The organism is Aurantimonas sp. NFXS3 (assembly GCF_049132005.1).
Lineage (GTDB): Bacteria > Pseudomonadota > Alphaproteobacteria > Rhizobiales > Rhizobiaceae > Aurantimonas > Aurantimonas coralicida.
In genome coordinates this window covers 420,877-445,161 of record NZ_JAGDDZ010000001.1, presented here as the reverse complement: position 1 = coordinate 445,161, position 24,285 = coordinate 420,877, and the positions used below count along the sequence as shown (strand labels likewise).

Annotated in this window: 19 protein-coding genes; 10 read left to right on the top strand and 9 right to left on the bottom strand. The window is 65.7% G+C overall.

Annotation, left to right across the window (positions count from 1 at the left end):
* Positions 1-54: 54 nt before the first annotated feature.
* Genes J3367_RS01915 through J3367_RS01905 form a run of 3 tightly spaced genes read right to left on the bottom strand, consistent with a single transcriptional unit; the run spans position 55 to position 3,205 of the window.
* Positions 55-432, bottom strand: a complete 378-nt coding sequence (locus tag J3367_RS01915; protein ID WP_024348986.1) for a Na+/H+ antiporter subunit C — start codon at positions 430-432, stop codon at positions 55-57.
* Positions 432-851 carry a Na(+)/H(+) antiporter subunit B gene (locus tag J3367_RS01910; protein WP_005363582.1) on the bottom strand — a complete coding sequence of 140 codons (420 nt, stop codon included), beginning with the start codon at positions 849-851 and terminating at the stop codon, positions 432-434. The genes J3367_RS01915 and J3367_RS01910 overlap by 1 nt, the downstream gene beginning before the upstream one ends.
* Positions 848-3,205, bottom strand: a complete 2,358-nt coding sequence (locus J3367_RS01905; RefSeq protein ID WP_024348987.1) for a putative monovalent cation/H+ antiporter subunit A — start codon at positions 3,203-3,205, stop codon at positions 848-850. The genes J3367_RS01910 and J3367_RS01905 overlap by 4 nt, the downstream gene beginning before the upstream one ends.
* Positions 3,206-3,582: 377 nt before the next feature.
* Here J3367_RS01905 and J3367_RS01900 point away from each other — a divergent pair, with 377 nt between their 5' ends.
* Positions 3,583-5,706, top strand: a complete 2,124-nt coding sequence (locus J3367_RS01900; protein WP_024348988.1) for a S9 family peptidase — start codon at positions 3,583-3,585, stop codon at positions 5,704-5,706.
* A gap of 94 nt (positions 5,707-5,800) precedes the next feature.
* Here J3367_RS01900 and J3367_RS01895 read toward each other — a convergent pair whose 3' ends face one another.
* The 4 genes from J3367_RS01895 to J3367_RS01880 form a co-directional block, all read right to left on the bottom strand.
* Positions 5,801-6,757 carry a c-type cytochrome gene (locus J3367_RS01895; RefSeq protein ID WP_421460093.1) on the bottom strand — a complete coding sequence of 319 codons (957 nt, stop codon included), beginning with the start codon at positions 6,755-6,757 and terminating at the stop codon, positions 5,801-5,803.
* Positions 6,758-6,843: 86 nt separating this feature from the next.
* Positions 6,844-7,425 (bottom strand): c-type cytochrome, encoded by a 582-nt coding sequence (locus J3367_RS01890; RefSeq protein ID WP_244495399.1) that lies wholly within the window; start codon positions 7,423-7,425, stop codon positions 6,844-6,846.
* A gap of 77 nt (positions 7,426-7,502) precedes the next feature.
* The gene (locus tag J3367_RS01885; protein ID WP_024348991.1) at positions 7,503-8,105 is read right to left on the bottom strand and encodes a superoxide dismutase; all 603 of its coding nucleotides are present in this window, start codon (positions 8,103-8,105) and stop codon (positions 7,503-7,505) included.
* Positions 8,106-8,241: 136 nt separating this feature from the next.
* Positions 8,242-9,105, bottom strand: a complete 864-nt coding sequence (locus tag J3367_RS01880) for a branched-chain amino acid aminotransferase (protein ID WP_024348992.1) — start codon at positions 9,103-9,105, stop codon at positions 8,242-8,244.
* A gap of 195 nt (positions 9,106-9,300) precedes the next feature.
* Here J3367_RS01880 and J3367_RS01875 point away from each other — a divergent pair, with 195 nt between their 5' ends.
* The 3 genes from J3367_RS01875 (at position 9,301) to J3367_RS01865 (ending at position 12,538) form a co-directional block, all read left to right on the top strand.
* Entirely contained in the window at positions 9,301-9,963 is a 663-nt protein-coding gene (locus tag J3367_RS01875; protein WP_024348993.1) for a haloacid dehalogenase type II, read from the top strand.
* Positions 9,964-10,098: 135 nt separating this feature from the next.
* A complete protein-coding gene (locus tag J3367_RS01870; protein ID WP_024348994.1) occupies positions 10,099-10,803 on the top strand; it encodes a L,D-transpeptidase in 705 nt (234 codons plus the stop codon).
* 163 nt (positions 10,804-10,966) lie between these two features.
* A complete protein-coding gene (locus J3367_RS01865) occupies positions 10,967-12,538 on the top strand; it encodes an FAD-dependent oxidoreductase (protein WP_024348995.1) in 1,572 nt (523 codons plus the stop codon).
* A gap of 42 nt (positions 12,539-12,580) precedes the next feature.
* Here the strand turns inward: J3367_RS01865 and J3367_RS01860 are convergent, their stop codons facing one another.
* A complete protein-coding gene (locus J3367_RS01860; RefSeq protein WP_155898361.1) occupies positions 12,581-12,820 on the bottom strand; it encodes an NINE protein in 240 nt (79 codons plus the stop codon).
* A 111-nt stretch (positions 12,821-12,931) separates the two neighbouring features.
* Complete coding sequence (locus J3367_RS01855) at positions 12,932-14,602, bottom strand: helicase HerA-like C-terminal domain-containing protein (RefSeq protein WP_009208589.1); 1,671 nt, start codon at positions 14,600-14,602, stop codon at positions 12,932-12,934.
* A gap of 199 nt (positions 14,603-14,801) precedes the next feature.
* Here J3367_RS01855 and J3367_RS01850 point away from each other — a divergent pair, with 199 nt between their 5' ends.
* The 6 genes from J3367_RS01850 to J3367_RS01825 all read left to right on the top strand — a co-directional run bounded on the left by J3367_RS01850 (position 14,802) and on the right by J3367_RS01825 (position 24,090).
* Positions 14,802-15,176 carry a hypothetical protein gene (locus tag J3367_RS01850; RefSeq protein WP_024348997.1) on the top strand — a complete coding sequence of 125 codons (375 nt, stop codon included), beginning with the start codon at positions 14,802-14,804 and terminating at the stop codon, positions 15,174-15,176.
* A 179-nt stretch (positions 15,177-15,355) separates the two neighbouring features.
* A complete protein-coding gene (locus J3367_RS01845) occupies positions 15,356-17,083 on the top strand; it encodes an HWE histidine kinase domain-containing protein (RefSeq protein ID WP_024348998.1) in 1,728 nt (575 codons plus the stop codon).
* Between the two features lie 178 nt (positions 17,084-17,261).
* On the top strand, positions 17,262-18,698 hold the full coding sequence (locus J3367_RS01840; RefSeq protein WP_024348999.1) for a methylmalonyl-CoA mutase subunit beta: 1,437 nt from the start codon (positions 17,262-17,264) through the stop codon (positions 18,696-18,698).
* Entirely contained in the window at positions 18,695-20,857 is a 2,163-nt protein-coding gene (gene scpA, locus J3367_RS01835; protein ID WP_024349000.1) for a methylmalonyl-CoA mutase, read from the top strand. The genes J3367_RS01840 and scpA overlap by 4 nt, the downstream gene beginning before the upstream one ends.
* A 94-nt stretch (positions 20,858-20,951) precedes the next feature.
* Positions 20,952-21,998 (top strand): magnesium transporter CorA family protein, encoded by a 1,047-nt coding sequence (locus tag J3367_RS01830; RefSeq protein ID WP_024349001.1) that lies wholly within the window; start codon positions 20,952-20,954, stop codon positions 21,996-21,998.
* Between the two features lie 154 nt (positions 21,999-22,152).
* Positions 22,153-24,090 carry a putative bifunctional diguanylate cyclase/phosphodiesterase gene (locus J3367_RS01825; RefSeq protein WP_024349002.1) on the top strand — a complete coding sequence of 646 codons (1,938 nt, stop codon included), beginning with the start codon at positions 22,153-22,155 and terminating at the stop codon, positions 24,088-24,090.
* The last annotated feature ends 195 nt before the right edge of the window (positions 24,091-24,285 follow it).

Sequence of the window (24,285 nt, the reverse complement as noted above, 5' to 3'; positions counted from 1 at the left end):
AGTGCCGCCAGTTCGCCGTATCCGCCCGTATCCGCGGTGCCTGTCGTCGCCATGTCAGTATCCCAGGGGCGGAAGCCCCTGGTCCTCGGGTTCTGCGATGCGCATCTGGTCGGTGTCGTCGGTGCCAAGGTCCTGATAGGCGCGATAGGTGAGCACCAGCAGGAAGGCGAAGAAGGAGAACGAGATCACGATCGCGGTCAGGATTAGTGCTTGCGGCAAAGGATTGGCGATCGGCCCATCCGGGGTGGCCAGTTCGGTCGGAATGATCGGCGGCGCGATCGGCCCGAGACGGCCGGCCGTGAAGATCAGGAGATTGACCGCATTGCCGAGCAGCACGACGCCCAGCAGCATGCGGATGATGTGCTTGGACAAGAGCAGGTAGAAGGCGACGGCAAAGAGACAGCCGACGACAAAGGCGAGTGCAGTCTCCATCAGTCCGTCTCCCTTTCCTCGAGGGCGAGCCCGATCGTACTGATCGCACCGACCACGACGAGATAGACGCCGATGTCGAAGAACAGCGGCGTCGAGATTCCGACGTCACCGCCGAGAAATGCCGGGAAGCTCCAGACGCCGGTCAGGAACTCGACGCTCACGACCATGGACACGACGCCGGACAGGACAGCGAGCATCAGCCCGCTGCCAGCGATCGCCATGGGATGGAAATAGAGAGCTCGCCGCACCGGCGCGACCCCGCAGGCGATGCCGTAGATCGCAAAGGCCGATGCGGCGATCAGACCGCCGATGAACCCGCCACCGGGCTCGTTATGGCCACGCAGCAGCACGAAGATCGAGAACAGCACCATCAGGCTGGTTAGATACGGCGCAGTAAAACGGAAGATGACCGTTCTCATGGCGTCACCTCCATCGGATCGGCGGGTCGCGGATTACGGCGCTTCACCCGGACGCGGATCAGCGCGAGGACGCCCAGCCCGGTGGTCATCACCACGGCGATCTCGCCCATCGTATCGATGCCGCGGAAGTCGACGAGGATGACGTTCACGATGTTGCGGCCATGGGCAATGGCGTAGCTGTAGCGTTCGAAGAAGTCCGAGAGGACGGAATCGAACGGCCGTTGAACGACTGCCAGCAGGAACAGGCCGAAGCCCGCGCCGGCCGCCGCTGCCAGCGCCGCATCCGGCAGCTTCTCGCGGGTCGGGCGATGATCGGTCGGCGACAGCTTCAACCGGGTGATCGCGAGGGCGAGGATCACCACCGACAAGGTTTCGACCATGAACTGGGTGAAGGAGAGGTCCGGCGCGCCCATCAGCATGAAGATTAGGGCGACGGCGAAGCCCTGGATACCCAGCGAAACGATCGCCGTCAGCCGGTTCTTGGCGACGACCACGGCGAAGAGACCGCAGAGGAGCAGCGCCAGTACGATCCACTCGTAATAGGTGACCTGCGGAAACTCCGGCATCGCCGGCCAACCGCCGGTAAAGGCCATAGCCCCGAACAGCGCTGCGGTCATCACTGCGACGGTCGCGGTCATGTAATAGTCGAGCCGGCCGGACTGCAGGAGGTTCGTGATCGCAAAGGCACCGCGGATCAGCCCGCGCATCGCCTGATCGAAGCCATGATCGGGCCCCCAGCCGATTGCAGCGAGCAATGCGGTCAGCCCGGCGCGCAGCCGTTCCGACAGAAGATAGATCACCACGCCCAGCGCGATGGTCGCCATCGACAGGGCGAAAGCGAGGTTCAGATGCGGCATCCAGCCGATCTCGATCGCCACCGGCTCACCGACGGCCGCCGACGCCATCGGCGACGAGAAGAACGCGTGATAGGCGCCGTAGAACAACCCGCCAACGAGGCCGCTGACACCTAGGACGAGAGGCCCGAGCCAGATGGTCGGCGCCCCCTCATGCGGATGGTGGATGGTCTCCGGCATGCGGCCGATAAAGGGCTTCAGAGCCACGATGAAGGCCGCCGCGAACATCAGCGCGTTGCCGGCGATCGCCGCGCAGATCAGGGCGATATGATACGGATCGCCATACTCCAGCGCATGATAGATTTCCTCCTTGGCGAGGAAACCGACGAAGGGCGTGATGCCGCCCATGGACAGCGCGCAGAGCAGCGCGGCCGCAAAGGTGATCGGCATCGCCCTGCCGAGGCCGCCCAAATGATCGATCTCGCGGGTGTGAGCGCCGTGGTCCACCGATCCGGCGACCATGAACAGGCCGCCCTTGAACAGCGAATGAGCGATCAGATAGAGCACCGCGCCGATGATCGCCGTTTCGGTTCCCACACCAATCAGCATCACCAGAAGGCCAAGCGAGGCAACCGTCGTATAGGCCAGCGTGATCTTGATGTCGGTCGCTCGCACGGCGAGAAGCGCGCCCACCACCAGCGTCACCGCGCCGAACAGCGGCAGGATCGTCGTCCAGAGCGCGGTGTCGCCGAGCGCCGGATGCAGGCGCAGCAGGAGGTAGACGCCGGCCTTCACCATCGTTGCCGAATGCAGATAGGCCGAGACCGGCGTCGGCGCCTCCATCGCGTTCGGCAACCAGACATGGAACGGCATCTGCGCCGACTTGGTGAAGGCACCTGCCAGGACGAGAATCAGGATCGGAACGTAGAAGCTGCTTTCGCGCAGCGCGTCACCGGCCGCGAGAACGTCGCTGAGCGAGGTCAGCCCCGTCAGCTCCCGGATTGCGATCAGCCCCGCCATCAGCGCCAGACCGCCGCCGCCGGTGATCACCAGCGCCTGGATCGCGCCGCGCCGCGCCGCGCCCCGCTCGTGGTCGAAGCCGATGAGCAGGAAGGAGGTGATCGAGGTAAGTTCCCAATAGACGATCAACGTCATCAGGTCGTCGGACATGACGAGCCCGAGCATGGCGCCCATGAACATCAGCATGAAGGACAGGAAGCGTCCCTGATCCCGATGCCCGGCAAGGTAGCCGCCGGAATACAGGATGATCAGCGTGCCGATACCGGTGATCAGCAAAGCGAAGGTCGAGGACAGGCCATCCAGCCGGAACGAGAACCGGACGTCGAAGGACGGGATCCAGTCGAGGCCGAAGAGAAACACGTTCCCGCCCGCCACTTCCGGCAGCGCGCCGAGGAAGATGAGGAACGCAAAGGCCGGTGCCAATGCCAGCACCCAGCACGAATGCTGCTTCAGGAAGCGGGTGAGGATGGGTGCCAGGGCCGCAGCGAGAAATGGCAGGGCGAGCGCGAGAAATCCGCTGTTGGCCTCGATCCCCGTCATGCGCTGCCTCGCTCCCCGTTTCCATCGATAGCGAAGCACACGCGTCGCATCATTGCCCCCTCATACGAAGCCAAGTTCGCTGCGGCAAGGCAACGTGTCTGACCAAGTTTTGATGGAATGGGCGTCCATCGATCATTGCGGGCCGCGGGTTGCGGCATCCCACCCCGGTGCATAGTTGGATGCGTAACCGCGGCCATCGGCATGAGGCGCCGCGAACGCGGACGAAATGCTGGGGATAGCCCGGCGCAGGACGAGGTGTACCTGCCAGTGAATGGGGCTCTTTCCCAATTGTCCTCCCCACGACGTTCCGCACCCCTATCGGTGCAGCATCCGCGATATTGTCCGCCCTTCCCAGAGACGTCAGCAAGACAGGCTCGATGACCGACACCAAGACACCGCCGCACATCCCCGCACCGCCGCAGGCCGAACGCCGTCCGGTGACCGACATCCGCCACGGGCGTGAACGTTCGGACGAATACGCCTGGCTGCGCGCGCCAAACTGGCAGGACGTGTTCAAGGACACGGCGGTGCTCGACCCGCAGATCCGCGATCATCTAGTTGCGGAGAACGCCTACCAGGAAGCCGTCATGGCCGGCACCACGGAGCTGCGCGAGGCGCTGGTCAAGGAGATGCGCGGCCGGATCAAGGAGGATGATTCCTCCGTTCCGGCACCTGACGGACCTTGGGCCTACGGCATCTCCTATGTGACCGGTGCGGAATATCCCCGCTTCGTTCGCCGGCCGCGGGACGGCAATGACGACGAGGAGACAGTGCTTCTGGACGGACAGGTCGAGGCTGCCGACCGCGCCTATTTCTCGCTCGGCGGCATTGCCCATTCCACCGATCATCGCTGGCTCGCCTGGACGCATGACGACAAGGGCTCGGAGTTCTACACCCTTTCGATCCGCGACCTCGATAGCGGTAAGGATCTCGACTACACGATCGAGGACACCAGCGGCGGCGCCGCCTGGTCGGCGCGTTCCGACGGCTTCTTCTACACGCGTCTCGACAGCAATCACCGCCCGAGCCGGGTCTTCTATCATCGCCTCGGCAGCGATCCGCATGATGACCGCCTGATCTACGAGGAGACCGACACCGGCTTCTTCATGGATGTCGACAAGACCCAGTCCGGCGATTTCATGCTCATCGACATTCACGACCACGAGACGTCCGAATGCTGGCTTCTGCCGGCGAACAACCCTGCCGCCGAGCCGCGGCTCGTGGCCGAACGCGAGACCGGCGTCGAATACGACGTCGACGAGGGTGGCGGCTACCTCTACATCCGCACCAATGCCGACGGCGCCCCGGACTTCAAGATCGTCACCGCGCCGACCGACGCGGCCAAACGCTCCGACTGGACGGACTATGTCCCGCATGAGAGCGGCCGGCTGATCCTCAACCACATGATCCTGAAGCGCCACCTCGTTTGGCTGGAGCGCAGGGACGGTCTGCCTCGGATCGTCGTCAAGCGCCTCTCGGATGGCGAGGAGCACGCCATAGCGTTCGAGGAGGAAGCCTATTCGCTGGGCCTTGCCGGCTCCTACGAATTTGACACGGACACGATCCGCTTCAGCTATTCCTCGCCGACGACGCCGAGCCAGACCTTCGATTACGATCTCGCCACACGCGAACGCACGCTCTTGAAGACGCAGGAAGTCCCCTCCGGCCACGAGCCGGCGGACTACGTGACCCGGCGCATCATGGCGCCGGCGAAGGACGGCGAGCTGGTGCCGATCTCGCTGCTCTACCGCAAGGATACGCCGCTCGACGGCTCGGCGCCGTGCCTTCTCTACGGCTACGGCTCCTACGGCATCGCGATCCCCGCCTCGTTCAACGCCAACGCGCTGTCGCTGGTCGATCGCGGTTTCGTCTATGCCATCGCCCATATTCGCGGCGGCAAGGACAAGGGCTTTGCCTGGTACGATGCCGGCCGCCGGCGCAACAAGGCCAACACCTTCACCGACTTCATCGCCTGTGCCGACCACCTCGTCACGCAGAATTACACACGCTACGAGCGCATCGTCGCCCATGGCGGTTCGGCTGGCGGCATGCTCATGGGCGCCGTCGCCAACATGGCACCGGAAAAGTTCGGCGGCATCATCGCCGTCGTGCCCTTCGTCGACGTGCTCAACACCATGCTCGACGACACCCTGCCCCTGACCCCGCCGGAATGGCCCGAATGGGGCAACCCGATCCTGTCCGGCGAGGACTACGAGGTGATCGCGTCCTACAGCCCCTATGACAACGTGAAGAAGCAGGCCTATCCGCCGATGCTGGTGCTCGCCGGGCTCACCGACCCGCGCGTGACCTACTGGGAGCCGGCGAAATGGGTCGCGCGCCTGCGCGACATGAAGACCGACGACAACCCCGTCATACTGCGGACCAACATGGATTCCGGCCATGGCGGCGCTTCCGGCCGCTTCTCCAAGCTGGAGGAAGTCGCCTTCGTCGATGCCTTCGCGCTGCGGCTGATGGGCAAGGATACGCTGACCACCGGCTGATCCGACCGAGCGCATGGCGGGCGGGACCGTTCCGCCCGCCATGCCTGGTGTCAGCGAATACGGCCGGCACCGACAGCACGGCAGCAGACTCAGCCTAATCCGACGGCAATGCCTCGGCGGCCCCTGCATCCCTCTCGACTGCGGGGATCGCCTTCAGATAGGCCGCGATCGCCTCCCGGTCTTCGTCCGGCAGTCGGGACATGTTCTCCTGTACGTCGACCATCGCGCCGCCGACGGAATCGAAGTCGGGCGTGAAGCCGCTTTCCAGATAATAGGCGATGTCGCTGGCCGACCAGCCGCCGATCCCCGACGGCGACGGCGTGATGTTGGGCACACGTCCCTCGCCTTCCGGGTTGGGCGCGCCGGCCAGCCATTGTGATAGTTCAAGCCCCCCGGCTCCGCCGAAGCTGCGCGGCGTATGGCACTGGCCGCAATGGCCCGGCCCCTCCACGAGATACTGCCCGTCATGCGCCGCCTCCGGAACATCCGCCGGCAAGTCTACCGCGGGCTCGCCATTGCCGAGGAAGGCGAGTTTCCACAGCCCGACCCCGCGGCGCAGATTGAACGGGAAGGTCAGCGCGTTCAACGGGGCCTTGCCCTCGACCTCTGGCAGACCTTGCAGGAAAGCCCAGAGATCGGCCACGTCGACCAACTGCATGTTGACGTAGGACGTATAGGGGAAGGCTGGATAGAGATGCCGGCCGGCGGGATCGACGCCCCGCTGCATTGCATTGGCGAAATCCGCGAAGCTCCAGCCCCCGATTCCGTCGACCGGATGGGGCGAGATGTTGGGCGCATGGAACGTGCCGAAATCGGTCTCGAGCGGCGCCCCGCCGCCGAGCTTCAGGAGATCGTCGTCCTTCGCCTTGGCCGGCGCGTGACACGACGCGCAGCCACCGGCCCAGAAGAGCCGTTCGCCCTTCGTGGCATCGCCGGCCGGAACCTCCTCTAGGGTCGCGGCATTAAGGCGCTGCGGCATGGTCAGGAGATAGAAGCCGCCCGCTCCCAGGATGACGAGGAGAAAGAGGCCCGTCAGGATCCGGTCGAGCATCGCACCGACCCCGGCTCATCCCGCCGGCCGAACAAACGGCCAGCCTCGCCCGATCGCAACCGCATCGGCCTCATGCCGCGAACCGCCTATTTGTCCTTGTCGATGCGGAAATCCTCGTGGCAGCCCTTGCAGTTCTGGGTAACCATGCCGAATGCCTGCTTGAAGGACTCCATGTCCTGCGGCGCGGCATCAATGGCAGCCTGGGTGTCCTCCTGGAACTTGACGAGTGCTGCCTCGAACTCATCCGGCTTTTCCCAGATCGCCGGCGCCGCTTCGGTGTCGTTGCCGGTCTTGCTGTCCTCGGGAAAGTAGTCGCCGAACTTCATCGCCACGTCGTGCATCTCGGTGAAGATCGCCGCGACCTTCGCGGCATCGAAGGGAGCCTCACCCTTGAGCATTGCGCCGCCGGCTTTGGCGGAGTCGCCGTTGTCTTCCATCAGCGCCTGGCGGGCCTCGATGGGTTCGACATTCTGCGCGAAGGCGGGGACCATGGTTGCGGCGGACAGGACGACACCCGCAGTGACGACGATGAGTTTGCTCTGCAGCATGTAAACTCTCCCGGTATTCCGGCCAGAACAGCCGGTGCGGTGAAAGTTGAAACCAGATCCGGCAACCGTGCAATCTTGAAAACCCGTCGTCGCGCTCACGATCACGTGGGGTGCAAACATGAAAAAGCCCCGCGACGGATGCCGCGGGGCCTTCTCGTGAACAACCGGTCAGGGTTGACCGGTAAGGATGGCCGCGATCAGGCGGTCGCCTTCTCGTAGCATTCGAGCACGTGATCCCAGTTGATCAGATTGTCGACGAAGGCCGACAGGTACTTCGGGCGCGCATTGCGGTAGTCGATGTAATAGGAATGCTCCCACACATCGACGCCGAGGATCGGCACGGCGCCATGAACCAGCGGGTTCTCGCCGTTCGGCGTCTTCATGATCTCGAGCTTGCCGTTCTTGACGGCAACCCAGGCCCAGCCCGAACCGAACTGGCCGGCACCGGCGGCCTCGAAATCGGCCTTGAACTTGTCGTAGCCGCCGAGATCGCTGTCGAACGCGGTCTGCAGCTTGCCCGGCAGGCTCTTGCCGCCACCGTTCGGCGTCATCCACTGCCAGAAATGGATGTGGTTGTAGTGCTGGCCGGCATTGTTGAAGAGCGCCTGATCGGTGCCGTAGGACTTCTTGACGACCTCCTCCAGCGACAGATCGGCCATGCCGGCCTTCTCGGCCAGCTCGTTGCCCTTGGTCACATAGGCCTGGTGATGCTTGTCGTGATGAAACTCGAGCGTTTCGGCAGACATGTAGGGTCCCAGCGCGTCATAGGCGTAGGGAAGCTCCGGAAGCGTGAAAGCCATGGTCCGTCTCCTTCTGTTGGTGTCGTTAGGGGCGCAACGGCTCAACACGGGGAGTGTTTCCGCCACGCGCAAAAATCGGCGAGAACGAAGCTAGTGCCAACGGTCGCATTTGCCACCGTTTTTCGGCCAGTCCTTCCTACGCTGCCCTGCGGGCGAATGACCAGTACAGTTCGCGCGCCTCGGCATAGACCGCGCCGGCCTGCATCTGCCGGTCCTCGATGCCCACGACCGGCACGACCTTGGAATGATTGCCCGTCGAGAAGATCTCGTCCGCGTCGCGAAACTGGGCGACGGTCAGGGTCGTCTCGACCACCTCGCGGCCGGCCTCGCGCAGCAGCGCAATGATGCGCTGGCGCGTGATCCCGTTCAGGAAGCAGCCATTCGGGACCGGAGTGAACACGACGCCGTCCTTGACCATGAAGAGGTTGGACGTGCCGGTTTCGGCGACATTGCCGAGCATGTCGAGAACCAACGCATTGTCGAAGCCGCGCGACTTGGCCTCCATGATCGCCCGACCGTTGTTCGGATAGAGGCAGCCGGCCTTCGCCAGCGTCGGCATGGTCTCCGGTGTCGGGCGGCGGAACGGCGACACGCCGAGTGTGAAGCCGGAGGATGCGATCATCGGCGATTCGTAGAGGCACAGGCAGAAGCGCGTGGTCGCGGCATCGGCCGGAACGCCCATATAGCCGCCGTCTTCGGCCCAGTACATCGGCCGGATATAGACCGCCGTCTTGCCGTCGAAATCCTGCAGACCCTCGTGGGTGAGGCGGACGATCTCGTCGGCCACCATCGTCGCCTTCAGGCCCAGCGCCTCGGCCGACCGGTTGACGCGCTCGCAATGAAGGTCGAGATCCGGCGCGACGCCTTCGAACCAGCGCGCCCCGTCGAACACCGAGCTCCCGAGCCACATGGCGTGGCTGCGCGGACCGATCAGGCCGGGGTTGCCGTCGTGCCAATGGCCATCGACGAAGGTGCGGGTACGGGAAAATTCCTGCGGCATGGCCGGCTCCGGATTGGCTCTGCATGAAGCGTGGGGCACGGCGCGGCCCCTGCCCGTCCATAGCGCAGCCGCAACGTCTCGTCACGCGCCGGGCCGAGGCGGCCGCGAATGCGATGGCGATGCTTCCTCGGCCTTTCAATCGCGAGACCCTGCCCATATGACCCAACGGGGCCCGGCAACCCGAGGGAGACGTCCTTGCATTCAGTCTATGTGTTCGACGCCTATGGCACGCTGTTCGACACCGGCGCCGCCGTCGCTCGCCTGGCAGGCGAGATTGGCGAGGACGGACGTCTGCTGGCGGACATCTGGCGCCGCAAGCAGCTGGAATATTCCTGGGTGCGCAGTCTGATGGGCGGCGCCCATCGCAATTTCTGGGATCTGACGGAAGACGCGCTCGACTACGCATTCCAGAAGGTCCCGACAGCCGATCCGTCGCTGCGCGGTCGTCTCCTGGAAGCCTACCGGGACCTCGATACCTTCGAGGAAGTGCCCTCGACGCTGCGTGCCTTGCGCGACCGCGGCGCCCGTCTGGCGATCCTGTCCAACGGCTCCCGCGACATGCTGGCGCGCGCCGTTCGCTCCGCCGGTCTCGACGACGTCTTCGACATCGTCTTTTCCGCCGAGGATTGCGGGACCTACAAGGCGGCGCCCGCCATGTACGATCTGGTGACGACGCATTTCCGGCTATACCCGGACGCGGTCTCGTTCCAGTCCTCCAACCGCTGGGACATCGCCGGCGCGGCTGCCTTCGGCTTCCATACGGTCTGGATCAACCGCGGCGGCGAACCGGACGAGTATCTGGACCTGCAGCCGGGCGGGGTCCTGCCCGATCTGCGGGATTTGCCGAAACTCGTTTGAGCGGCGTTTTCCTTCCTGGTCAAACAGCTGTGATGGCTGCGGAACCTCTCCGAAGTCCGCAGGTTTAGCCTGCGAATGCCAAAAAGCGGGGCGCGTCTACCGATCCCGCCAAGAAAAATCGAAGGCTGGACCACAATGGAAAATTCCGCACATTTCTCGCGGCGCAGGCTGCTCCTGGGCTTCGGCATCGGCGCAACTGCACTTGCTGCCGGCTGCACCAGCGGCTCGCGCGCGCGCATCGCCTCCGTCGCCCCCTACCCCGCACCGCAGGGCGGCGCTCCGGCACGGTATCGCGCGATGTACGACGCCGTGGTGGATGAAGGCTACCGAATCCCGGCCATCGATCTGAGCCGCGTCGACCCAATCTACTACCGGCAGGAAGTCGCCGATCCCACCGGTGAGAAGCCTGGCACGGTCGTTGTCGATACCGCCAACAAGTTCGCCTATGTCGTCGAGCCCGGCGGCCGCGCTATGCGTTACGGCGTCGGCGTTGGTCGCGAAGGCTTCGGCTGGTCGGGCCGGGCGAAGATCCAGTGGAAGAAGAAGTGGCCCACCTGGACGCCGCCGAAGGAGATGATCGCCCGCAAGCCGGAACTGGCTCAATATGCCGACGGCATGGAGCCGGGCATCGACAACCCGCTGGGGGCCCGCGCGCTTTATCTGTTCCAGAACGGCAAGGACACGCTGTATCGCCTGCACGGGTCGCCGGAATACTGGACCATTGGCACGTCGGGTTCGTCGGGCTGCATCCGCTTTATGAACCAGGACATCATCGACCTGTATGACCGCGTTCCGTCGGGTTCGCCGGTTCTGGTCCGCCAGGGCGGTCTCGTCGCCTGATCGCAGAGCGAATTTCCTACTGACATGAGGGGGTGAGCGGCCGGACCGCTCGCCCCTTTTGCTTGCCGGATCACTGCCGCGGCCCGAGGTCGCGGACGGAACGTCCCGACTTGCGCCCCGTTGGCTGGAAGACTTCCAGATCCGGCCAAGGGACCGCATTTTCATGAAACATGACGTCTGCGCACTCGCCGACCTGCCCGAAACCGGCATGACCGAAGTCGAGCTCGACGGCCTGAAGGTGCTGCTCATCCGCGACGGCGACACGGTCCACGCCACTGGCGCGATCTGCACGCACAAGGGCGCGCCGCTGAAGAACGGCACCCGCATTGGCAACCGGGTCATCTGCCCGTGGCATCATGCCATCTTCGACCTGACCAGCGGCGACCACATCGAGCCGCCGGGACAGGGCTGCCTCAACCATTTCACCACCGAGATCGCCTCAGGCCGGGTCCATCTCGACATTCCCGACGGCGCCGGCGTCCATCGGCCCGAGGTGGAGCCCGCGGCGCGCAAGGCGGGCGGTGACCGTCTCTTCGCCATCCTAGGTGCCGGGGCTGCCGGCGTTGCCTGCGCCCAGGAACTGGTGCGCCGCGGTTTCGACGGCCGTATCGTCTTGTTCGGCGACGAAGGCGAACCGCCCTACGACCGCACCGATCTGTCCAAGGCCTACATGCAGGGCAAGAAATCCGACGCGGACCTGCCGCTCCTTGGCGATGGCGGTCTCGACGCGATCGGGGTGGAGCGGATGACCGAGCCGGTCGCGCGGATCGACCGCGCCGCGCGGACCATCCAGTTCCGCGGCAAGGACGGCGTCAATGCGGGTCTCGTCTACGACAAGTGCTTCGCTGCGCCGGGCAGCCGTGCCGGCACGCTCCCGCTCGACAATGCCGGTCTGCCGAACGTCTTCACGTTGCGCAGCCATGACGACGCCAGGGCGATCAAGGACGCCGTCGATGCCGCCAATCGTGTCGTCATCATTGGCTCCGGTTTCATCGGCATGGAGATCGCTGCCGGTCTCGTCCAGAACGGCAAGACCGTCACCGTGATCTCCCGCGAGACCCTGCCCTTCGCCTCGAAATTCGGGGACGCGGTGGCCGGCCAGATCGCAGCCCAGCACCGGGCCAAAGGCGTCGATCTGCGCACCAATTCGGTCGTCTCCGAACTCGAGGCGAAGCACGGCAAGGTCGAGACGGTTCATCTGGCCGACGGCACCCGGATCCCGGCCGAGATCGTCCTCATCGCCGTCGGTGCCAGGCCTCGCCTGGAGATCTTCGGCGAGGACGTTGCAGGGGGGCTCGATGTCGCCGCCGATCTGTCGGTGGATGCGAGCCTGTTTGCCGGCGGCGACGTGGCGACCGTTCCGCTGGAGGGACGGGACTACAGCACGCGCATCGAGCATTGGCGGGTCGCCGAGCAGCATGGTCGCCACGCCGCCGCAGCGATGCTCGGGGAAGCCGGTACCTTCGACGGCGTGCCGTTCTTCTGGTCGGCGCAGTACGGCCCGATCCACTATGTCGGAAATGCTCGGACCTACGACGACGTCCACATCGAGGGCAATCTCGACGCAGGCAGCTACACCGCCTTCTACATCGTCGCCGGCCGCGTTGTGGCGGCACTGGGGCGGGGCAAGGCCGATACGACGGCCGATCTGCACGCGGTCATGCTGAGCGACCGCACGCCGGCCGTTGCGGATCTGGCTGCGGCCAGCTGGCAACCCGCAAGGCTGCTGAACTGACCCTGGACCGGACGGCGGCGCATCTGCGCCGCCCTCAACACCTTACGACAGGCGGCCCCGCTCGCGCTCCATCATGTCGATGCGGCTTTCGAGATTTTCCTCGCGGACCATGCCCGGGATCAGGAAGAGATCGATGATCTGCCCGATGCCGAGCAGACCAAGCGTCAGGAGCCACAGCAATCCGGTCCAGGGCCGGCCGAGATAGAACCGGTGCAGCCCGCATATCCCGGCGAAACAGAGAAGCCAGAGGATGTAGGATGCGAGTGTCGACTTCCGGTTCATGCCCATTCCTTCCATTCCGCGTCACCTGACAGATGGGAACCGGCGCGCCGGTTTGAAAGCCACCGCCCCGCCCCGACGCCGCCGCGGACGAGGCGCAACGCTCTTTTCGCGTCACTTCCCGCGTTTCAGGCTGCCGAGAACGCCGCGCAGGATCGCCCGGGTCACCGTCGAGGCGACCGTACGGCCGACCTGCTTCATGATGGTCTCGGTCACGGTCTGACGCTGATAGCCCGACGAACGCCGACGGGGCGCCGAGCGGCGACGCGGTGCGGGCTCTGCCTCCTCCACCTCCTGGGTGTCGTCGCGGCCATCGCCACCAAGGCCGAAGTCGGGAAGCTGGAAACCGGTTCGCGTCCGGCGAGGCGGCGGCGCGTCCCGCTCTTCCTCTTCACGGCGGCGCGCGGCGTCGGCGCGCCGTGCCGCTTCTTCCTTCCGCTCGGCTTCCAGCCGGCGCTGCTCTTCTTCCTGCGCGAGCTGATCCTCGGCCCGGCCGATCAGCATCTCATAGGCAGATTCCCGATCGACGGCATGGTCGTACTGGCCCGCGACGGGGCTCTTGGCCATCGTTTGCGCCCGCTCCGCCTCGGTCACCGGACCGAGCCGGCCGGCCGGCGGACGGATGAGCGTACGCTCGACCATGGAGGGCACGCCCTTCTTGTCGAGCGTCGAGACCAGGGCCTCGCCGACGCCGAGCTTGGTGATGGCCTCGAAACAGTCGAATTCCGGGTTCGGGCGGAAGGTCTCGGCCGCCGTTCGCACGGCCTTCTGCTCGCGCGGCGTATAGGCCCGCAGCGCGTGCTGAACCCGGTTGCCGAGCTGGGCTAGCACGCCCTCGGGCATGTCGAGCGGGTTCTGCGTTACGAAATACACGCCAACGCCCTTGGAGCGGATCAGCTTCACCACCTGCTCGACCCGGTCGACGAGGATCTTCGGCGCGTCGTCGAACAGCAGATGTGCCTCGTCGAAGAAGAAGACGAGCTTCGGCTTGTCCGGGTCGCCGACCTCCGGCAGTTCCTCGAACAGTTCCGACAGCAGCCAGAGCAGGAAGGTCGCGTAGAGCCGCGGGTTCATCATCAGCTGGTCGGCGGCCAGCATGTTGACGATGCCGCGCCCGTCCCGGTCCGTGCGCATCAGGTCGGCGATCGCCAGCGCCGGCTCGCCGAAGAAATTCTCCGCCCCCTGCTGTTCCAGGACCAGCAGCGACCGCTGGATCGCGCCGACCGAGGCCTTGGCGACATTGCCGTAGAGCTTCGAGACGTCGTCGGCATTCTCGGCCACATGGGCCAGCATCGCCTGCAGATCCTTGAGGTCGAGGAGCAGCATCCCCTCCTCGTCGGCGATCTTGAAGACGATGTTGAGGACGCCTTCCTGGGCGTCGGACAGGTTCATCAGCCGCGACAGCAGCAGCGGCCCCATTTCGGAAATGGTGGCGCGGATCGGGTGCCCCTTCTTGCCGAAGACGTCCCAGAACACGACGGGATAGAGGTCGTGGTAATAGGGATCGAGACCGATGGCCTCGGCCCGGGCGACGAGGAAATCCTTGCCTTCGCCGCGCTGCGACACGCCGGACAGATCGCCCTTGATGTCGGAGCAGAACACCGGCACGCCGGCCTCCGAAAACCCTTCCGCCAATATCTGCAGGGTCACCGTCTTGCCGGTACCGGTCGCCCCCGTCACCAGGCCGTGGCGATTGGCGCGTGTCAGGTCGAGATACTCACCCTTCTTGATCGCGTCCTTCGGGTCGCGGCTGGATCCCAGATATATCCGACCGTCTTCGAGCATGCGGCGTCCCCCTCTTGCGGAGGCCGGAGCTTACATGCCGGTCTTCCGGCGACACAAGCGCACATCAGGGCGCCGTCGCCGATTGCAATTGCGCGCCCCCGCCGGCTTTGCCAAAGTCCCGCTGATTCGCGCCGACCCCATAAGGGCCGGTTTTCAGCGGCATGTCCGAGGCCGAGCCTCCGATCCAAGAGGACCATCCATGCACGAGTTGTTCGCCAAGATTGCCGCCGAAACCGGTATCGACGAGGCCGCCGCCAAGAAGGCCGTCGGGCACATCCTCGCCTTCGTGAAGGCCGAAGGGGACGATCCGGCCGTCGGCAAGATGATCGCCGAGACGCCCGGCGCCGAAGACGCGATGGCGACCGCCGGCGAAGGTGGCAGCGGCGGCCTGATGGGCGGCATGCTCGGCGGCGGCATCATGGGCCTCGGCTCCAAGCTCATGGGCCTCGGCCTCGGCATGGGCGAGATCCAGACCGTGGCGCGCGAGCTGGTGGCTTTCGCCAAGACCCAGACCGACCCGGAGACCGTCGACAAGGCCCTCTCCTCCGTGCCCGGCCTGTCGCAGTATATCTGAGCGGCAGCGCCCCGGACGCCATGACATGGCCGGCCTCGCTACGGGGCCGGCCACCTTTCCGCGCAGACCGCCAGCCGCGCGCTGGATAAAGCCGTTGCCTTCGCCTATGGTCTTGGCGAACAACGGAAATGTGGCCGTGTTGAAGGAACACGACGTCATCGGGGGAGCGAGGTCCTTGAATGACATCTGATCCGATCAGCGCCGAACCGGGCGCCACCCCTCAGCATGTGTCCCGGCTGCGTTCTTCGCTGACGCGTTCGTGGGCTGCCGGGTCGTTCAACCTTTCCCGCCTGTTCCGGCGACCGCCGCTCCTCGCGCATCTGGTGCTGTTCGCGGTCATCGTCCTGATCCCGGCCCTTCTGTTCAGCGCATTCCTGATCCTGCAATTCTCCGCCCAGCAGCGCGAGATCGCCGCTGCCCAGGTCAACGACACCGCCGAGATCATCTCCAACGCGGTCGATCGTGAGATCTACGGCATGATCACCACCGGCCGGGTGCTGGCCTCCTCGCCGTCCCTGGCCGAGGGTGAACTGGCCGGGTTCCACGCCCGCACGGTCGCGGCGCTGAAAACCACCAACACCGATGCCGCGCTCGTGGAGCCGAACGGTCGGATCGTCGCCTCGACGCTGGATCCCTATCCGGCTCCGGTTCGCGCCATGAGCTACACCGAAACCGTCGATCGGGTGCGCAAGACCCGACAGCCGACCGTGTCCGGCGTGTTCTTCGGCGATCGCTCCGAACGCTTCGTGTTCCATGTCGCGGTGCCGGTGTTTCGCGGCAACGACGTCTCCTACGTCCTGATCATCAGCAAGGCCGCGGATACGCTCAGCGCAGTGATCGCCGATCGCAACCTGCCGCGCGAATGGTCCGCCATCATCAAGGATTCGAACGGCAAGCGGGTCTTCGCCGCGGTCACCAGCGAAGGCCGGATGGAGGCCCAGCAGGGCATTTCCTACGACAATCCCTCGATCATCGAAACGCTCGGCGCCCGCATGAGCCGCGACCTGATCGAAGCTTCCACCGTATCCAGCCTGACCGGATGGACGACGACGCTCGCCGTGCCCAACTCGGTCATCGTACAGCCGGTCCTGCGATCCTGGCTGTTGCTGATCAGCGCCGGCACGGTGCTCCTGATGTTCTCGATCCTGCTGGGCATTCTGCTCGGTCGTCGCATCGCCGCGCCGATCCTGCAATTGTCCAAGCAGGCTGCCGCCATCGGCGCCGGCGAGCCCGCGGCGACGATCGGCACCGACATCGCCGAGGTTGCCGAGGTGTCGAAGGTCCTCGCCCAGGCCTCCCGCGCGCGCCGCGACGCCGAGGAACAGAACCGCTTCCTGATGCGCGAGATGACCCATCGCGCCAAAAACCAGTACGCCCTGATCGCGGCCATCGCGCGCCGGGCGGCCAAGGAAAGCGCCGACACCACGCAGTTCCTGGCGACCCTTTCCGAGGCACTGAGTTCGCTGGCACGCTCAGCCGATCTCCTGTCGAGCCGCGCCTGGGAAAGCGCCATGGTCAAGGACCTCGTGCACGCCCAGCTCCATGCCTTCGGCGCCGGGGGCGAGCAGATCGAGGTTCGCGGGCCGTCGGTCCGGCTGAACCCGACGGCTGCCCAGACCCTCGGCCTGGCCCTGCACGAACTGGCCACGAACGCCGTCAAATACGGCGCCCTCTCGACGTCGGACGGCAAGGTCGTGATCTCCTGGTCGATGGATGCCGAGTTCACCATCACCTGGAGCGAGAGCGGCGGACCGCCGGTGATCGAGCCCAAGCATTCGGGATTCGGCACGTTGGTCACCCAGAAGATGACCTCGCGCGGCCTGAACGGGTCGGTCGAGATGGACTACGCGGTCTCGGGCGTGGTGTGGAAATTGCGAGCGCCCTCTGACGCCGTGATCCCGCACTAGCTCGCACGGGCAAGCGCGGGTCTGGCCAGACGCCATGGCAACGCCAGTTTCGTTTCCCGGCCGGACAGCCTATGGAAGCAACCGGATGAGTGAGAAGGACAGGCGGGGGAGCCAGGCCGCCTGACCTTCGCGACCGCCTTTCGGGGATGGCCGCGACCAGGCAGCACGAGGAGGGCCCATGACGGCGCTGACGATCGAAGCCATCGAGTTTCCGGAAGTCGACGAAGCCGGCTGGCGAGCGCGCGTCGAAAAGGGCCTGAAGGGGCGATCGTTCGAATCCCTCGTGACGACAGCCGAGGACGGGTTCGGCTACGGTCCCCTCTACGGGCGCCGCACCGCCGCGCCGCTCGGGCGCGCGACCTCCGGTCCCTGGCAGATCGTCCAGCGGGTCGACGACCGCGATCCGGCCCGCGCCAACCAGCAAGCGCTGGCCGATCTGGAAGGCGGCGCCAACGCACTGTCCCTGGTCTTTGCAGGCTCGGCCTCTGCCCATGGTTTCGGCCTGCCGATGGAGGCGGACGCGATCGCCCGCGCCCTCGATGGGGTCGATCTCTCCATGATCGCGCTGCGGATCGAACCGCATATGGATGCCCGGATTGCCGTGGATGCCCTGCGTTCGCTGGCGAAAACGCGGGACCAGGCATTCGAGACGCTGGCGATCGATCTCTGCCTCGATGCGGTCGGCCCCTTTGCCTTCACCGGCAGCTTTCCCGGTGCCGAGAGCGCCTTCCGGGCCCATGCCGGCCGCGCCACCAAGGGGCTGCGGGCCAGCGGTTTCACCGGCCGCGTCGCCGAGGCCGACGGCCGCCTCTACCACGACGCCGGCGCCACCGCCGCGCAGGAACTCGGCGCCGTTCTGGCGACCGCGCTGTATTACCTGCGCGCGATGACCGACGCCGGCTTGAACGTCGCCGACGCCGCCTCCGCGATCGGCTTCACCCTCTCCGTCGACCAGCGCCAGTTCGAGCAGACGGCCAAGCTGCGGGCGCTGCGCCTGCTCTGGGCGAAGCTGCTGGAATCCTGCGGCGAGGATGCGCCGTCCGCGACCCGTATCCATGCCGAGACGTCCTGGCGGATGATGGCTGCCATGGACCCGCATACCAACATCCTGCGCGCCACCGTTGCGGCCGTCGCCGCGGGCACCGGCGGGGCCGACAGCCTGGCCGTCCTGCCCTACACCGCGCCGCTCGGCCTGCCCGATCGCGCGGCGCGACGCCTTGCCCGCAATCTGCAGATCATCCTGCAGGAAGAGAGCTTCCTCGCCTTGGTCGCGGACCCCGCCGCCGGTTCGGGCAGCATCGAGACACTGACCGACCTGACCGCCGAAGCCGCGTGGAACGAATTCCGCGAGATCGAGGCCGAAGGCGGCATCGTCGCCAGCCTGAAGACCGGCGCCCTGCAGAGCCGGGTCATGGACGCCCGCCTGGAACGCCAGCGGCGGCTGGAGGAGGGCAAGACAATCGTCATCGGCGCCAGCCTCTACCCGCTCGAGAGCGAGCGCGATCACACGATCCTTGCCGCCGATCGAAGCGATCCCACGGCGTCCGACGGCGAGATGCGCTGCGAGCCCCTGCGTCCGCACCGTCTCAGCGAAACTTCGGAGGCCAGCCGATGAGCGCGATCCCGGATTTCAGGCAGATCGGCTGGAGCCGCCCGAACGCAGCCGCGCCGCAATCGCCGGCGACCGACGGGTTCGAAACGCCCGAAGGCATCACCATCGGCGGCGCCTACGGCTCCAAGGCACTGGAAGGCTACCCCTTCCTCGATACCCAGCCGGGCATCGCGCCTTATCTGCGCGGCCCCTACCCGACCATGTATGTCGAGAAGCCCTGGACCATTCGGCAGTATGCCGGCTTCTCCACCGCCGCGGCGTCGAACGCCTTCTACCGCCGCAACCTCGCCGCGGGCCAGAAAGGGCTGTCGGTCGCCTTCGACCTCGCCACCCATCGCGGCTACGATTCCGATCACCCGCGCGTCGCGGGGGACGTTGGGATGGCGGGCGTCGCCATCGATTCCATCATCGACATGCGCCAGCTCTTCGACGGCATCCCGCTCGGCGAGATGAGCGTGTCGATGACCATGAACGGCGCGGTGCTGCCCGTCCTCGCCCTCTACGTGGCTGCGGCCGAGGAACAGGGTGTCGCGCAGGCCGATCTGTCCGGGACCATTCAGAACGACATTCTGAAGGAGTTCATGGTCCGCAACACCTACATCTATCCGCCGGCGCCCTCGATGCGGATCATCTCGGACATCTTCGAGTTCACCTCGAAGAACATGCCGAAATACAATTCGATCTCGATTTCCGGCTACCACATGCAGGAAGCCGGGGCGACGGCCGACCTGGAGCTCGCCTACACCATCGCCGACGGCATCGAATATGCTCGCGCCGGCGTCGCGGCCGGGCTCGACATCGACCGTTTCGCGCCGCGCCTGTCCTTCTTCTGGGCCGTCGGCATGAACGCCTTCATGGAGATCGCCAAGCTGCGGGCCGCACGGCTGATCTGGGCGGCGCTGATGAAGGAGAACTTCGCGCCGCAGGATCCGCGCTCGCTCTCGCTGCGCACCCATTGCCAGACCTCCGGCTGGTCGCTGACGGCACAGGACGTGATGAACAACGTGGTGCGAACCTGCGTCGAGGCGATGGCAGCGACGCAGGGCCATACCCAGTCACTGCACACCAATGCCTTCGACGAGGCGCTGGCCCTGCCAACCGACTTTTCCGCCCGCATCGCTCGGAACACCCAGCTCGTGCTCGCCCATGAAACCGGCACGACGGGCCTGATCGATCCTTGGGGCGGGTCGGCCCATGTCGAGCGGCTGACCCATCTTCTCGCGCAAAAGGCGCTCGCGCATATCGCCGAGGTCGAGGCGATGGGCGGCATGGCGAAGGCCATCGAAAAGGGCCTGCCGAAGCTGCGGATCGAGGAAGCCGCGGCCAAGACCCAGGCGCGGATCGACTCGGGCACCCAGACCGTCGTCGGCATCAACCGCTTCCGCAATGCCAGCGACGACGAGGTCGATGTCCTGCGGGTGGACAATGCCGATGTGCGGCGTCAGCAGATCGAGAAGCTGCAGCAATTGCGGGCCGAACGCGACGATGCCGCGACCAAAGCGGCCTTGTCCGCACTGACCGCGGGGGCCGAGGGCAACGGCAACCTCCTCGAACTGTCCATTGCGGCGGCCCGGGCCAAGGCGACCGTCGGCGAGATGGCCGATGCGCTGGAGACGGTGTTCGGCCGCCATGTCGCCAAGGCGCAGGTCGTGGCAGGTGTCTACAAGCGGGAGGCGGGTCCCATGGCGGATCGTGTTGCGCAGGTTCAGGCGATGAGCGCGGCCTTTGCCGAGGCCGAGGGACGCCGTCCCCGCATCCTCGTTGCCAAGATGGGCCAGGATGGCCACGACCGGGGCCAGAAGGTCATCGCCTCGGCCTTTGCCGATCTCGGCTTCGACGTCGATATCGGCCCGCTCTTCCAGACGCCGGAGGAAGCGGCCCGCCAGGCCGTCGAGAACGACGTCCATATCGTCGGCGCCTCGTCGCTGGCCGCCGGTCACCTGACTCTGGTGCCGGAACTGAAGGCCGCCCTCGCCCGGGAAGGCGGCGAGAACATCATGATCGTCGTCGGCGGGGTCATCCCGCCCCAGGACGTCCCGGCGCTGAAGGAAGCCGGCGCGGCGGCGATCTTCATGCCGGGCACCGTCGTCGCGGAAGCGGCGGCAGATCTCCTGCAGTCCCTCGCCGCCCATCTCGGACACGGCAAGCTGGCGGCAGAGTAGAGCTCGTGACGACCCACGGCATCGGTGCGCTTGCGCCATCGAGCGGCGATCCCGGCAGGAAGCGCCGTTCCCGCGCCTTCGGCGGATGGCGCCCATGATCGAGGCCTACACGCCCTTGGGCCGGTTCATGCGCCCCCGTTCGGTGCAGGGCGACGCGATCCCGGCCGAGGCAGTTTGGCTGGATCTCCTCAACCCGACTGCGGACGATGTCTCCGCCGTCGAACGGCTCTGCGGCATCGACGTGCCCACCCGCGAGGAGATGGACGAGATCGAGGTCTCGAGCCGGCTCTATTCCGAGGATGGCGCCGACTTCATGACTGCCTCGGTGGTCTTCGGCCTCGACAGCGGCAAGCCGTCCTTCGCGCCGGTCACCTTCATCCGGACCGGCGACCGGCTGATCACCCTGCGCTACAGCGAGCCGAAGAGCTTCGCGATCTATGCCGCCAAGCTCTGCCGCGAGACACCCAGCGCCGCTCATATGTCGCCGGAGAGCCCGCAGCCGACGCAGACCGCCAAGACGGCAAGCCACCCCGGAACGCCGACGGCCGACAGCATCCTGATCGGCCTTCTGGAGACCGTCGTCGACCGGGTCGCGGATCTCCTGGAATCCATCTCCGCGGATCTCGACCGGATCGGCGACGACATCTTCTCTTCGTCAGCGAGAAAGAAGCCGACGGGCACCGCGGACTTCAAGTCGCTGCTGCGGCGGATAGGGGCGGCCGGCGATCTCACGTCGCGGGTCCGCGAGAGCCTCGCGACCCTCGACCGGCTGCTGCCCTTCCTGCAACTCGTCCTCGACGGCCGCAAGCCGTCGAGCCGGGACACCAGGCCGCGCGTCAAGGCGATGTCCCGCGACGTCCACTCGCTCAACGACTTCGTCTCGTTCCTGTCGAACAAGACGACCTTCCTGCTGGACACGACCGTCGGCATGATCTCGATCGAGCAGAACGCCATCATCAAGATCTTCTCGGTGGCGGCGGTGGCGTTCCTGCCGCCGACCCTCATCGCGTCGATCTACGGCATGAACTTCACGCACATGCCCGAACTCGGCTGGACGTTCGGCTACCCTCTGGCGCTCGCGGCCATGGTGGTCTCCGCAATCGTCCCGATGATCCTGTTCCGCTACAAGAACTGGCTCTAGCCGGGCGCAGGCGCCTACGCCCAACGTTTAGCGGCTTCGCAGGTCACCGATCTCGGTCGCGCGTGTATCGGCCGCACATGATCGCGCAGAAGTAGCTAAATGATGTCTTAACGAAATTCGATCAAGTTTCGCTGATGAAAGCGAGGCCGACGGTATGCTGCTGACCCGAGAATTGCAGCTGGGCGGATGGGAAGCGAGCGAGCGCGTCGAGATCGTCCGCTCGCTGCACGGCGATATGCTGTCCTTCGCCTATGCGTCGGTGGCCGTCGCGGTCGGCGCCTCCATGACCGCGATCCAGACCGGGCAGAACGCCCTGTGGAGCGTCGTCGCCTTCACCTCCCTGATTGCCGCAATCCGCCTGGTGACCATGCTGATGGTCCGCCAGCGCTCCCACAATGCCGACTTCGATGTCGTCTTCTGGGAACGGCTCTATCTCGTCCTCGGCACCGTCCACGTCGCCAGCGTCGGCGCCTGGACCACCATCGTCTTCCTCGTCGGCGGCGGCGCCTTCGCCCAGGTCGTCTCTTTCGCGACGGCGATCGGCTATCTGATCGGCATCCAGGCGCGCAATTTCCCGAGCCCGCTGATCGCCCGCGTCCAGACCGCAGCCGCAGCCGTGCCGATGGTCGCTGGCCTGCTCATCCAGGGCACGGCCTGGTACGTCGGCTACGCCTTCATCCTGCTGGTGTTCTTCGCCGGCATTCTCAGGACCAACGGACGGATCTGCGAGACCTTCCTCGGGGCGCTGCGCGCGGCCCGCATGAACGAGGAACTGGCGCATTTCGACACGCTGACGCATCTGCCCAACCGGGCCTACACCAATCGCCGCCTCGACGAGCTGACCCGCGACACCTACGAGCCCTTCGCAGTCCATTTCGTCGACCTCGACCGGTTCAAGCGGATCAACGACACGCTCGGCCACAAGGCCGGCGACGCCGTCCTGATCGAGACGGCACGGCGGTTCCGCGAGGTTGTCGGGACCAGCGGCTTCATCTCGCGTTTCGCCGGCGACGAGTTCCTGATCCTGCAATATGGCGCAGATGCCGAAGCGGCCGCCGGCCTCGCCGACCGGCTGGTCGAGGCGATGCGCGAACCCTTCATGATCCAGGGGGCGCCGGCCGCGACCGGCTGCAGTATCGGTACCGCCCTCTTCCCGCTGCATGGCGAGGACGCCGAGCTTCTCACCCGTCAGGCCGACACCGCCCTTTACCAGGCCAAGAGCGCCGGCCGCAGTACGGCCCGCATGTTCGTCGCCGACATGCTGGATCGCGAGACCAATCGCCTCCGGATCGAGACCGGTCTGCGTCTGGCCCTCGAGGACAATCAGCTCCGCCTGTTCTTCCAGCCGCTCGTCGAGCCGAACACCCTGCGGATTTCCACCTGCGAGGCGCTGATCCGCTGGATGGCGCCGGACGGGCGCATGATCTCGCCGGGAGAGTTCCTGCCGGTGGCCGAAGAAACCGGCCTGATGGGGATGCTGACGGACTGGACGCTCTACGAGGCGATGCGGATCGCCAGCGACTGGCCGTCTTCCGTCGCCGTTGCGGTGAACCTATCGCCGAGCCAGTTGCTGCGCGCCGACATGGTCGAGGTCATCTCCACCGCGTTGCGCGAGACGAATTTCGATCCGCGACGGCTGGAGATCGAGATCACCGAGAACCTGCTTCTCGGCGAGCACCAGCCCGTCCTTGCCAAGCTTGAAGCCCTGCGCGACATGGGTATCTCCATCGCGCTCGACGATTTCGGCACCGGCTTCTCGAACTTCAGCTACATCGCGCGTCTGCCGATCGGGAAGGTAAAGATCGACCGGTCCTTCCTCACCGGCATCATCGCCGACAAGCGACGCCAGTCGCTCCTGCGCGGCTTCGTGCACCTCGTCGCCTCACTGGACCTTCGCATCGTCGTGGAAGGTGTCGAAACGATCGAGCTCCTGGAGTTCGTCTCTTCGGACCCGCAGGTCACGCAGATCCAGGGCTTCGTCTTCGGCCGCCCCTTGCCCGAAACGGCCATCGGCACCCTGCTCCGGGCCAGCAGTTCGTCCAGCCGCGAGATGGCCGAGAGCCGCCCGCGGATCGCCATTGCCGGACAGTAAGCGGCGCTCGATTTCCCGCTCGCCCCACAAGTGGCGCTACGAATCCGTGAACAGAATCAACGCAACAGAGGATTCGTTAACGGAAATTAACTACTTTCCCAATATCAGCTTTGCATATATTTAGAAATGCGTAATCCTGTCTGCACAATTTGAACGATATCGTCGTCAAATGCAGCGGGGACTGACGAAGCATGG

Coding starts and splice junctions, on each gene's coding strand:
- J3367_RS01915 (WP_024348986.1), bottom strand. CDS start 432: ATGGAGACTGCACTCGCCTTTGTCGTCGGCTGTCTCTTTGCCGTCGCC.
- J3367_RS01910 (WP_005363582.1), bottom strand. CDS start 851: ATGAGAACGGTCATCTTCCGTTTTACTGCGCCGTATCTAACCAGCCTG.
- J3367_RS01905 (WP_024348987.1), bottom strand. CDS start 3,205: ATGACGGGGATCGAGGCCAACAGCGGATTTCTCGCGCTCGCCCTGCCA.
- J3367_RS01900 (WP_024348988.1), top strand. CDS start 3,583: ATGACCGACACCAAGACACCGCCGCACATCCCCGCACCGCCGCAGGCC.
- J3367_RS01895 (WP_421460093.1), bottom strand. CDS start 6,757: ATGCTCGACCGGATCCTGACGGGCCTCTTTCTCCTCGTCATCCTGGGA.
- J3367_RS01890 (WP_244495399.1), bottom strand. CDS start 7,425: ATGTTTGCACCCCACGTGATCGTGAGCGCGACGACGGGTTTTCAAGAT.
- J3367_RS01885 (WP_024348991.1), bottom strand. CDS start 8,105: ATGGCTTTCACGCTTCCGGAGCTTCCCTACGCCTATGACGCGCTGGGA.
- J3367_RS01880 (WP_024348992.1), bottom strand. CDS start 9,105: ATGCCGCAGGAATTTTCCCGTACCCGCACCTTCGTCGATGGCCATTGG.
- J3367_RS01870 (WP_024348994.1), top strand. CDS start 10,099: ATGGAAAATTCCGCACATTTCTCGCGGCGCAGGCTGCTCCTGGGCTTC.
- J3367_RS01865 (WP_024348995.1), top strand. CDS start 10,967: ATGAAACATGACGTCTGCGCACTCGCCGACCTGCCCGAAACCGGCATG.
- J3367_RS01860 (WP_155898361.1), bottom strand. CDS start 12,820: ATGAACCGGAAGTCGACACTCGCATCCTACATCCTCTGGCTTCTCTGT.
- J3367_RS01855 (WP_009208589.1), bottom strand. CDS start 14,602: ATGCTCGAAGACGGTCGGATATATCTGGGATCCAGCCGCGACCCGAAG.
- J3367_RS01850 (WP_024348997.1), top strand. CDS start 14,802: ATGCACGAGTTGTTCGCCAAGATTGCCGCCGAAACCGGTATCGACGAG.
- J3367_RS01845 (WP_024348998.1), top strand. CDS start 15,356: ATGACATCTGATCCGATCAGCGCCGAACCGGGCGCCACCCCTCAGCAT.
- J3367_RS01840 (WP_024348999.1), top strand. CDS start 17,262: ATGACGGCGCTGACGATCGAAGCCATCGAGTTTCCGGAAGTCGACGAA.
- scpA (WP_024349000.1), top strand. CDS start 18,695: ATGAGCGCGATCCCGGATTTCAGGCAGATCGGCTGGAGCCGCCCGAAC.
- J3367_RS01830 (WP_024349001.1), top strand. CDS start 20,952: ATGATCGAGGCCTACACGCCCTTGGGCCGGTTCATGCGCCCCCGTTCG.
- J3367_RS01825 (WP_024349002.1), top strand. CDS start 22,153: ATGCTGCTGACCCGAGAATTGCAGCTGGGCGGATGGGAAGCGAGCGAG.